Here is a 10,325-nt window from a genome sequence, read left to right as displayed (position 1 = left end):
CTTTTTCGTGATTTGAGAGCGGCTTGCGCCATGCGGGCGCATCGGCAAATGTGACGGCCGCATGGCTTCCCAAGATCCTTCTTCCCAACGTCCTTCCCCGCCGGGGCGCGAGCCCGTCTTCAACCTGCCTTCGGTCGTGGTCTGGCTGCTGGCTGTACTGGTTCTGATCCAGGCCGGCCGCTCGCTGCTGTCTGACTATGGCGACTACGTGCTGATGTCCTGGCTCGCCTTCGTGCCGGCGCGATTGACGCTCTGGCTGTCGCCGGGGCGGCTCGACGATGTGGTTGGCGCCATGGCGCAGAGCACGGCGGGGCAGGACGTCGCCGAACGGCTGCAACTCGTCAGGCTCCTGCTCGCGGATGGCGGGGTCAGGCTCTGGACGATCCTGACCTACGGCTTCCTGCACGGCTCCTGGCTCCATCTCGTCTCCAACGCGGTCTGGCTCGCTGCCTTCGGCAGCCCGGTCGCCCGGCGGCTCGGGCCGGGACGTTTCCTGAACCTGATGGCACTCTCGACGATCGGAGGCGCATTGCTGCACTGGTGGTCGCGCGATCTCGACGTGCTGCCGCTGGTCGGCGCTTCGGCCGGCATTTCGGGGGCGACGGCAGCGGCGATCCGCTTCGTCTTCGCGCCGGGCCTGCGCTTCGGCGAGCTCGGCAACGACGCGGTGGTTCGCGCGATTCCGGCCGCGCCGCTCGGGCAGCTCTGGCGCAATTCGCGGGCGCTCCTGTTCATCGCCATCTGGTTCGTGACGAACATCCTGTTCGGTGCCGGGCTCGTGCCGATCTTCGGCGAGGAGACCAGCATCGCGTGGGAGGCCCATATCGGCGGTTTCGTCGTCGGCCTGCTCTTGTTTCCGCTGTTCGATCGGGGCCAGCAGGGCCGCTGACGCAGGCGATGCGGCAGTCCCCTGCCTGAGCTTGCGTTTCTCTGCGTGAACCTTGCTTGCGCCAAGGTCTTCGCCCACACTCGCATCATTGCGAAGCACTTCCCGAGCCGGCCCGGCATGAGGAGTTTTGCCGGCCCTCGCGGAGTTCCAGCGAAACCGCGCGCTGGCGACGGCGCGCCTGCGAGGAGGGACTGTCCATGAATGTCGAGCAGTTGCTGAGCGGCAAGGGGCACGATGTGATCTCGGTGCAGCCGCATCGGACGCTGGCCGAGGCGATCCGCACGCTGAGCGAGAAGCGTATCGGCGCCGTCGTCGTCATGGGAGCGGACGGGGCGCTGGTGGGCATCCTGTCCGAACGCGATATCATCCGGGCGCTCGGCGAATTGGGCTCCAGCGCTCTGGAGAGCGCGGTCTCGCGCTCGATGACCTCGAAGGTCGTGACCTGCCGGCCGCAGACCAGCGTCGACGAACTGATGGAGATCATGACGACGGGGCGCTTCCGTCATGTTCCGGTCGTCGAGAACGGGCGCGTCACCGGCATCGTTTCGATCGGCGACGTGGTGAAGCACCGGGTCGCCGCGATCGAGGCCGAGAGCCAGGCGATGCGCGACTACATCGCGATGGCCTGATGGAATGCGAAGCTGCCGGGGAGCGTCAGCTCTCCGGCGTGATGTAGTTGGCTGCGACGAGGGCGGCGATGTCGTCCAGAGCGCGCCGCGTGGCCTGCCTGCCGAGCTCGATCGTCTCGGCGGCGCGGTGGAAATCGAACAGTCCGATGCGGCCGAGCCTCGGGCCGATCATCACGTCGGGCGGATCGCCCGCCAGGCGCGAGCGCGAGATGCGGTCCTGGGTGATGTTGAATGCATCGATCATCACGCCGGCAAGGCCGGGGCGGTTCTCGGCCGGGCGACCGACGATATTGCGGACACGCTTGGCCGCGCCGCTGATCCCGTCATACCAGCGTGGCTCCGGCTGGATCCGCAATTCAGGCACGAGCGGATCGGGGTCGGAGCTCTGATCCTGGATGGTGGTGCCGCGGCCGGTGAGGTCGCTGTTGAGGTTGACGCAGATCACGACATCGGCGCCGAGCGCGCGTGCCGCGGTGACCGGAACCGGATTGACGAGCGCGCCGTCCATCAGCCAGCGGCCGCCGAGCTTCACCGGATCGAAGATGCCCGGCAGCGCGTAGGAGGCGGTCAACGCCTCGACCAGCGGGCCATGGGTCAGCCAGATCTCGTGGCCAAAGCCGAGTTCGGTCGCGACGGCGACGAAGCGATGGTTCAGATCCTCGATCCGGATGCCGTTCAGGTGCTGATCCAGCAGGCGTTTCAAGCGCCCGCCGGCGATCAGACCGGCGCCGCCGATATGGAAATCCATCAGGCCGACGATGCGGCGCTTGGTCATGCTGGTGGCGAATTCGGTGAGCTCGGGCAGCTTGCCGGCGGCGAGACAGCCGCCCACCACGGCGCCGATCGAGGTTCCCGCGATGACATCGGGGGGGAAGCCGGCCTCGACCAGCACTTCGAGCGCACCGATATGGGCCCAGCCGCGGGCTGCGCCGCCGCCGAGCGCGAGGCCGATCTTCGGCCTGACCAGGGCCGGCTGGCCCTCGACCGGGCGCATCTCATTCATTGCGGCACCACCTCCGCCGAGACCAAAGGCTCGCCGCGCGACACCATCCCACCGCATGGGCTCGTCCCTCCGTGGATAGAGAGGGTCTCAAAAGCCGATGAGCGAAAGATGAACGGCCAGCCTCCGGCGATTATCGCCCGTATTTGACGAAACCGTGAAGGCATGTCGGCGGCATTGCGGATGCGCGCCGGGGTCAGCCCCGTCAGTCGCAGAGGATCAGCGGTTTCTCCGCCTCGCCCCGTAGCGGCTTGAGCCGGTAGAAGCAGGAGCAGCGCCCGGTGTGGCAGCAGCCGCCGTCGCCGCCGACCTTCACCTTGATCCAGAGCGCGTCCTGGTCGCAGTCGACCCGCATCTCGACGATGGTCTGGATCTGGCCGGAGGTCGCGCCCTTGTGCCAGAGCTCCTGACGCGAGCGCGACCAGTACCAGGCTTCGCCGGTCTTGATCGAGCGTTTTAGCGCCTCGGCATTCATATGCGCGACCATCAGAACCGCGCCGCTGTCGGCTTCCGTCGCGACGACCGTCACCAGGCCGTTCGCATCGAATCGGGGGCTGAGCACGGTTCCCTCTTCCAGGGCGTGCTTGTTGGTTTCAGTGGGGAAGGGGCTCATCTCGGCTCCGGGGAGATCGTGCTGCGGTGTGGCCCCGCCGTCATTCCCGGGCGAAGCGAAGCGCAGACCCGAGAATCTCTGGGGAGAGATGCTCGGGTCAAGCCCGAGCATGACGGCTTGCTCATCGGCGCGGCCGGCGGCGCGGTCAAAGCCCTGGCGACTTCACCATCGTGAAGAAGCGGACCTGCTCGGCCGGATCATCCCGGAAGACGCCGCGATATTGCGTCGTCATCGTCGAGGAGCCTTGCTTCTGCACGCCGCGCATCGACATGCACATGTGCTCGGCCTCGACGAGGATGGCGACGCCGCGCGGCTCCAGCACCTCCTCGATCACGTCGGCGATCTGGGCGGTCATCGTCTCCTGCGTCTGCAGGCGGCGGGCATAGACGTCGACGATGCGGGCGAGCTTCGACAGGCCCACCACGCCTTTCGACGGGTAGTAGCCGATATGCGCCTTGCCGACGAAGGGCACCATGTGGTGCTCGCAATGCGAATAGAACGGGATGTCGCGGACCAGGACCATGTCCTGATAGCCGTCGACCTCCTCGAAGACGCGGTCGAGGATGTCGTGCGGATCCTCGTCGTAGCCCCTGTACAATTCCTTATAGGCCTTGACGACGCGCTGCGGCGTTTCGGCCAGCCCCTCGCGCGAGGGGTCGTCGCCCGCCCAGAGCAGCAGCGTGCGGACTGCGGCTTCCGCCTCTTCCTGCGTCGGTTTGCGAACCAGAAACTTGTCAGCGGAGGGGGCGACAGCCCGCTCGACGGACAAGGACTTAACCACAGGGATCATGTGGTGCCTCCCGTTGGGACGATGAAGACCTCGCGAGCCGCCCTTGCGGGCTGCGGCTGCGTGGCCGATGCGACAAGTTTGATGCCTCGCGGCGGAAGAGGTTCCCATGCCCTCCCGTTTTGTGGCGATCAACCCTATATTGTGTCTGCGTGCCGGTCATTCCAGACTGGCGAGAGATCGAACCATGCTGGACGACGTCTACAACAAGCGCATCCTCTCGCTTGCCGCCAACATCCCCCTGCTGCAGCGCCTGCCATCGCCCGATGCGACGGCGCGCGCGCATTCGAAGCTATGCGGCTCGACCGTGACAGTCGATGTCACCATGGAGGGCGATGTCGTCACCGGCTTCGGCCACGAGGTGAAGGCCTGCGCGCTGGGGCAGGCCTCGTCCTCGATCATGGCGCGCCATGTCGTCGGCTCGACGGCGGCTGAATTGCGGGAGGTGCGCGAGCAGGCGCGCGCCATCCTGAAGGAGAATGCCGACCCGCCCGACGGCAAATGGGCGGACCTCGCCGTGCTCGTGCCGGTACGCGACTTCAAGGCGCGCCACGCCTCGACGATGCTCACCTTCGACGCGGTCGTCGATGCGATCGAACAGATCGAGGTGAAGCGGCGCGAGGCTGCAGCCTGATCACTTCACGCCGAACGCGACCTTGATCTCGGGAATCGTCTCGTCGAAACGGGTCCTGAAGGCCTTCTCGGCGAGCAGGGCCTTGGCGACCGCGCGCCCGGCCTTGTCGCCGGCGACGAGATCGCTCGGGAAGTGGAAGCCGCAGACGAGACGGCTCTCGCCGTAGCTCTTCACCCGCTCCTCCAGCTTGTCGCCCATCTCGGGAACGGCCGTCTTCAGCAGTTCCGCATAGAGTGCGGCGGTTGCGGCATGAGCGGAGGGGAAGGAGGTGCCTTCCGGGCGGGCGCCGGGGCAGGGCTTGACGCGGACCTTCGCCCAGAGCTGGAACGGACGCTGGCGGCTGGTCAGGCGGTGGACGCTTTTCAGGAGGATGCCAAGCTCGACCTGCGCTTCGCGGAAGAGCAGCCGCACCTCGCGATGGGTGCCGTCGACATAGCGGGTGTCCATGCCGTTCAGGAAATTTACGAGCCCTTGGCGCTGATCGGCGATCGCCTGCTTCTCGCGTTCCGGCGTGCGGGCTTGCGTGATCTGCTGCACCTGCTCGAACTCGGCCTTGGCCTCGGGGCTGTTCTGCGCCGGCGGCAGGCCGATGATATGGGCGATGTCGAGCTTGGCGCTGTCGAGCCAGAGCAGGTACGGCCGCTGCTGGGCGAAGGCCGGCGTGGCGAGGCCGAGGCCAAGCGCGAGACCGGCGCCGAGAAGAGCCTGGCGAACGAGGGCTTGGCGAAAGCGAGCGGCGCGCATCATGTATCCGGGGTCGAGCAAGGGAAGCGGTTCTGGTGGCGGCTGAACGAAACGAAGCAGACGATCTATTCCAGCGTCTCTTTGTTAAGCAAAGATTTTCGCGCCTGCGAAGGTTGGCATTTTTGCCGCGCCGGGGCGCTCATTTCGCCATCCGCGGCTATCAACTGAGCTTGTCCATGCTGGTCGGGCGGCATTGTCGGCACTGGCCGAGCTGCTCGGCCTATACCGACGAGGCGATCCTGCGCTTCGGGTTGTGGCGCGGTGGTTGGGTCGGCTTCGCGCGAATTTGCCGTTGCAACCCCTGGGGCACGAGCGGCGTCGATATCGTCTGCGAGGCATTGCCGCCCGAGGCGAGGTGGTATAGGCCGTGGGCCTATGGCCGCTGGCGCGGGACAAACGTGCCGGCGGCTTTCGATTCCGACGCCGAACCGGCCACGGGCGGCGGAACGCAATCCTCACATCCGTAGCCGGCCTAGTCTTACGGGGCTTGTATCCCCGAGTGAGCAGGATAGCGATCCATGACGATCTCCCTGACATTTCCCGATGGCGCCAAGCGCGAGTTCCCCTCCGGCATTACCGGAGTCGAGATCGCCAAGGGCATCTCTCCCTCCCTGCTGAAGCGCACCGTCGCGATGGCGCTCGACGGCACCGTCGTCGATCTCGCCGACCCGATCACCGCGGACGCGAAGATCGAGCTCCTGAACCGCGAGGATCCGCGTGCGCTCGAGCTGATCCGGCACGACACCGCCCACGTCCTCGCCGAGGCCGTGCAGGAGCTGTTTCCCGGCACGCAGGTCACGATCGGCCCGGTGATCGAGAACGGGTTCTTCTACGATTTCGCCCGCAACGAGCCCTTCACGCCCGAGGATTTCCCGGCGATCGAGAAGAAGATGCGCGAGATTATCGCGCGCGACAAACCCTTCACGAAGGAGGTCTGGAGCCGCGACAAGGCCAAGGACTTCTTCGCCGGGAAGGGCGAGGCCTACAAGGTCGAGCTGGTCGATGCGATCCCCGCCGACCAGACGCTGAAGATGTATGCTCAAGGAGCGTGGATCGATCTCTGCCGCGGCCCGCATATGACCTCGGTCGGCAAGGTCGGCAACGCCTTCAAGCTGATGAAGACGGCCGGCGCCTATTGGCGCGGCGACTCGAACAACGCGATGCTGACCCGCATCTACGGCACCGCCTTCGCCAAGCAGGAAGAGCTCGACGCCTATCTCAAGCAGCTCGAGGAGGCGGAGAAGCGCGACCACCGCAAGCTCGGCCGGGAGATGGACCTGTTCCACTTCCAGGAGGAGGGGCCGGGCGTCGTGTTCTGGCACTCCAAGGGCTGGCGCCTGTTCCAGGAGATCATCGCCTATATGCGCCGGCGTCTCGCCGCCGACTATGAGGAGGTTAACGCGCCGCAGATCCTCGACAAGTCGCTCTGGGAGACCTCGGGCCACTGGGGCTGGTACCAGGACAACATGTTCGCGGTGAAATCGGCCTCGGCTTTCGAGAATCCCGCCGATGCCGAGCGCGACCATCGCGTCTTCGCGCTGAAGCCGATGAACTGCCCGGGCCATGTCCAGATCTTCAAGCACGGTCTGAAGAGCTATCGCGATCTGCCGATCCGGCTTGCCGAATTCGGCAACGTCCATCGCTACGAGCCCTCCGGCGCGCTGCATGGGCTGATGCGCGTGCGCGGCTTCACGCAGGACGACGCGCATATCTTCTGCACCGAGGAGCAGCTCGCGGCCGAGTGCCTGAAGATCAACGACCTGATCCTCTCGGTCTACGAGGATTTCGGCTTCACCGACGATCTCGTCATCAAGCTCTCGACGCGGCCCGAGAAGCGCGTCGGCTCCGATGCGGTCTGGGACCATGCCGAGGACGTCATGACCAAGGTTCTGGAACGGATCGCCAAGCAGTCCGGCAACCGGATCAAGACCGAGATCAATCCGGGCGAGGGCGCCTTCTACGGGCCGAAATTCGAGTATGTGCTGCGCGATGCTATCGGCCGCGACTGGCAATGCGGCACGACGCAGGTCGACTTCAACCTGCCGGAGCGGTTCGGCGCCTTCTATATCGGCGCCGATGGCGAGAAGAAGCAGCCGGTCATGGTCCACCGCGCCATCTGCGGCTCGCTGGAGCGCTTCACCGGCATCCTGATCGAGCACCATGCCGGGCATTTCCCGCTCTGGCTGGCGCCCGAGCAGATCGTGGTCTGCCCGATCACCTCGGAGGCCGATGCCTATGCCGAGGAGGTGACGATGGCCCTGATGGGCGCCGGCCTGCGCGCCCGCGCCGACCTGCGCAACGAGAAAATCTCGTACAAGGTGCGCGAGCACTCGCTGGCCAAGGTCCCGGTCATCCTCGCCGTCGGCAAGCGCGAGGCCGAGGAGAAGACCGTGACGGTCCGCCGCCTCGGCAGCCAGGCGCAGACGGTGATGACACTGTCGGAGGCGCTCGCGGCGCTGGGCGAGGAGGCGCTGGCGCCGGATCTGGCGCGCCGGAAGGCCGTGAAGGTGGCCTGACGGAACCTCGCCGTCATGGCCGGGCTTGACCCGGCCATCTCGGAAACCAGCCTTATTCTGCCGGAGATTCTCGGGTCGGAGCTCTGCTTCGCCCGACAATGACGGCGAGTGGCTAGGTTTCCTCCGAAGTCCGTTGGGCTTGCAGGGAACCACGCCGTCATTCCGGGGCTTCGCGTCAGCGAAGAGCCCGGAACCCAGAACCGATGCTGTTTTTCAAGAAGACGCGGTTAGGTCGCCGCTCAAACGTGTAACAGCATCGGCTCTGGGTTCCGGGCTCAGGCCTGCGGCCTGCCCCGGAATGACGACAGAGGTTCCGAGAAAATCTGTTGCTCTAGCGAATCCCGCCCCCGCCATGGCAGACTGCCGGCGATGCTGACAGGCTCCTATCGCAAGCGGCTCGAAGCCGATCTTCCTCGCTGGGTCGCCGAAGGCTGGCTCAGCGCCGAGAATGCCGCGGCTATCCGGCGCTCGATCGTGAGCGAGCAGGGCGGCATTCGCCTGCCGGCGCTGCTCGGTCTGCTCGGCGGCCTGCTGATCGCGGCGAGCGTCGCGGCTTTCGTCGCAGCGGGCTGGGAGGACATCCCGCGCCTCGTCAAGCTCGGCATGATCCTCGCGGCCATCGTGGCCTGCATCGCCTATGCGTTCCGGCTGGAGCGTCAGGGCTCGCCGCGCGGTGCCGATGCCGCGGTAACATGTGGCGTGCTGATCTTCGGCGCCGGGCTCGCTCTGGTCGGCCAGATGTACCATCTGCCGGCGGATTGGCCGGGCGGGGCCTTGCTGGTCGCACTCGGCGGTCTGATCGCCGCCTTCCTGATGCGTTCGAACGGTGCGCTGGCGATCGCGCTGATCGCGATCTGCGCCTGGAGCGGCGGGCGCTGGGAGGAGGCGCGCAGCGGCGCCCATCTCGGCTTCTTCATCTTCTACCTGCCGGCCTTGTGGCTCTCGCTGTCGCGCGACAACCGGCTGGTGCATCACCTCGTCGTGCTGGCGGCTGCGGCCTGGCTCGCCATGGCGCCGGGCTATGGGCTGTTCGACCGCTTCGATTACGGGCTCCTGGCCTATGGGTTGGCGCTCGCCGTGTTCTATGTGGCGCTGGGCGCGTTGGCGCTCGACCGGGGTCTGCCCTCGGTGCTGACCGCCTGCCTGCCCTGGGGGCTGCTCGGGCTGGTGCTGGTGCTGAATGTCGAATTGATCCGCATCCTCGACCGCGAGGAGGCGCGGGCCGGGCATGCCTTCCGCTTCGTCTTCCTGGCCTATGCCGTGGCCGTTCCGGCCGTCGCCTGCCTGGCGGGGCTCGCCCGCGAGCGGCGCTTCTCCTGGCCGTTGGCGGGCGGGCTTGTCTTCGCATTGCTGGTGCCTGCCGTGTTTTGGACCGGCATCGTCACTGCCATGGCCGGCAAGATCATCGTCGCGAGCCTCATCCTGCTGGCAGCGACCGCGCTGGTGGCGGCCGGGTCGGTCGGCGGCGTCCGACGGCTTGCATTGGCGGGCTCGGTGCTGTTCGGCGGCGCGATCCTGATCCTGCTCTGGCAGACGATCGGCACGCTGCTCGACCAGTCGCTGTTCTTCCTCGTTGCAGGCGCAGCGCTGCTCGCGATCGCCTCGGGTGCGCGGCGCCTCTTCGCTCGCCTCAACCCGCCTGAGAAGGAAGCCGCCTGATGCGCGCGCTCTCGGCTGATGCGCTTGTCGGAAAGGTGCCGCTGCTCTGGCGCGCGCTGGCGACGGCGGTGCTGCTGGTGCTCGTCCTGTTCGCGCTTGTGGAGCAGCGGGCGCAGATCCTGCGGGGCGGCACCGAAATCCGCCTGAAGACCGTTCCGATCGATCCGCGCGATCTCTTCCGCGGCGACTATGTCGTGCTGGCCTATCCGATCAGCACGGTCGATGCCGATACGGCCGGCAAGGCGGGTTTCGAGCGCGGCGAGCGGGTCTATGTCAGCCTGGGCCGGGACGAGCAGGGCTTTGCCAAGGCGGCCGGCGTTTCGCGCGATTGGCCCAAGGCTAGCGATGGCATGGTGGTGATTGCCGGGCGCGTCATTTCCACCTCGGCCTGTGCCACCAATGCGGATGGCACCTTCGATTGCGGCGGCAAGCGTAATCGCCTGCGCATCGCCTATGGGATCGAGAGCTTTTTCGTGCCGCAGGGCGAGGGCAAGGCGATCGAGACCACCGACAAGGCGCGGGTCGAGGTCGTTGCCGCTGTCTCGTCGTCGGGGGAAGCCGCGATCAAGCGCCTGCTGATCGACGGCAAGCCGGTCTACGCCGAACCGCCATACTGAGATCGCGAAGCTGGAGCGGGGCCCCTTTGAGGGGACTGTTTCCCTCGTCGGTCCACTCAGTGCGGACAGGTTTCACCGTCATTGCGAGAAGCGAAGCGACGAAGCAATCCAGGGGGACTGGGCTAAAGCGTTCAATCCAGCCCCCTGGATTGCTTCGCTACGCTCGCAATGACGGATAGGTGCGGCATCACATTGCCGTGTCGGTCTCGCTCCGTCTCAACCCCGCCGCAAACCCGC

Annotated in this window: 11 protein-coding genes; 7 read left to right on the top strand and 4 right to left on the bottom strand. The window is 66.5% G+C overall.

Annotation, left to right across the window (positions count from 1 at the left end):
- Window positions 1-61 precede the first annotated feature (61 nt).
- Both Q0Q02_RS06755 and Q0Q02_RS06750 read left to right on the top strand, forming a co-directional pair.
- On the top strand, window positions 62-889 hold the full coding sequence (locus tag Q0Q02_RS06755) for a rhomboid family intramembrane serine protease (protein ID WP_293807984.1): 828 nt from the start codon (window positions 62-64) through the stop codon (window positions 887-889).
- 197 nt (window positions 890-1,086) lie between these two features.
- Window positions 1,087-1,518 (top strand): CBS domain-containing protein, encoded by a 432-nt coding sequence (locus Q0Q02_RS06750; protein WP_293807982.1) that lies wholly within the window; start codon window positions 1,087-1,089, stop codon window positions 1,516-1,518.
- A 25-nt stretch (window positions 1,519-1,543) separates the two neighbouring features.
- On the opposite strand, the gene Q0Q02_RS06745 is transcribed toward Q0Q02_RS06750, so the two are convergent.
- From Q0Q02_RS06745 to folE, 3 genes are all read right to left on the bottom strand, one after another.
- On the bottom strand, window positions 1,544-2,521 hold the full coding sequence (locus Q0Q02_RS06745) for a patatin-like phospholipase family protein (RefSeq protein ID WP_293807980.1): 978 nt from the start codon (window positions 2,519-2,521) through the stop codon (window positions 1,544-1,546).
- Between the two features lie 202 nt (window positions 2,522-2,723).
- Window positions 2,724-3,131, bottom strand: coding sequence for a phosphoribosyl-AMP cyclohydrolase (gene hisI / locus Q0Q02_RS06740; RefSeq protein WP_293807978.1), 408 nt, complete (start codon window positions 3,129-3,131; stop codon window positions 2,724-2,726).
- Between the two features lie 145 nt (window positions 3,132-3,276).
- On the bottom strand, window positions 3,277-3,921 hold the full coding sequence (gene folE, locus Q0Q02_RS06735; protein ID WP_293807976.1) for a GTP cyclohydrolase I FolE: 645 nt from the start codon (window positions 3,919-3,921) through the stop codon (window positions 3,277-3,279).
- A 184-nt stretch (window positions 3,922-4,105) separates the two neighbouring features.
- Here folE and Q0Q02_RS06730 point away from each other — a divergent pair, with 184 nt between their 5' ends.
- The gene (locus Q0Q02_RS06730; protein WP_293807974.1) at window positions 4,106-4,552 is read left to right on the top strand and encodes an iron-sulfur cluster assembly scaffold protein; all 447 of its coding nucleotides are present in this window, start codon (window positions 4,106-4,108) and stop codon (window positions 4,550-4,552) included.
- Here Q0Q02_RS06730 and Q0Q02_RS06725 read toward each other — a convergent pair whose 3' ends face one another.
- Window positions 4,553-5,296, bottom strand: coding sequence for a phosphatase PAP2 family protein (locus Q0Q02_RS06725; RefSeq protein ID WP_293807972.1), 744 nt, complete (start codon window positions 5,294-5,296; stop codon window positions 4,553-4,555).
- A 122-nt stretch (window positions 5,297-5,418) separates the two neighbouring features.
- Here Q0Q02_RS06725 and yidD point away from each other — a divergent pair, with 122 nt between their 5' ends.
- The 4 genes from yidD (at window position 5,419) to Q0Q02_RS06705 (ending at window position 10,088) form a co-directional block, all read left to right on the top strand.
- Entirely contained in the window at window positions 5,419-5,763 is a 345-nt protein-coding gene (yidD, locus tag Q0Q02_RS06720; RefSeq protein WP_293808058.1) for a membrane protein insertion efficiency factor YidD, read from the top strand.
- Window positions 5,764-5,814: 51 nt separating this feature from the next.
- Window positions 5,815-7,812 (top strand): threonine--tRNA ligase, encoded by a 1,998-nt coding sequence (gene thrS, locus Q0Q02_RS06715; RefSeq protein ID WP_293807970.1) that lies wholly within the window; start codon window positions 5,815-5,817, stop codon window positions 7,810-7,812.
- 369 nt (window positions 7,813-8,181) lie between these two features.
- Complete coding sequence (locus tag Q0Q02_RS06710) at window positions 8,182-9,471, top strand: DUF2157 domain-containing protein (RefSeq protein WP_293807968.1); 1,290 nt, start codon at window positions 8,182-8,184, stop codon at window positions 9,469-9,471.
- Window positions 9,471-10,088: a GDYXXLXY domain-containing protein gene (locus Q0Q02_RS06705; protein WP_293807966.1), complete on the top strand. Its 618-nt coding sequence runs from the start codon at window positions 9,471-9,473 to the stop codon at window positions 10,086-10,088. The genes Q0Q02_RS06710 and Q0Q02_RS06705 overlap by 1 nt, the downstream gene beginning before the upstream one ends.
- Window positions 10,089-10,325: the final 237 nt, after the last annotated feature.

It is taken from the genome of uncultured Allobosea sp., assembly GCF_945956895.1.
Taxonomy (GTDB): domain Bacteria; phylum Pseudomonadota; class Alphaproteobacteria; order Rhizobiales; family Beijerinckiaceae; genus Allobosea.
The sequence above is the reverse complement of the archived record's forward strand: the minus strand, read 5'-3'. Positions and strand labels throughout refer to the sequence as shown.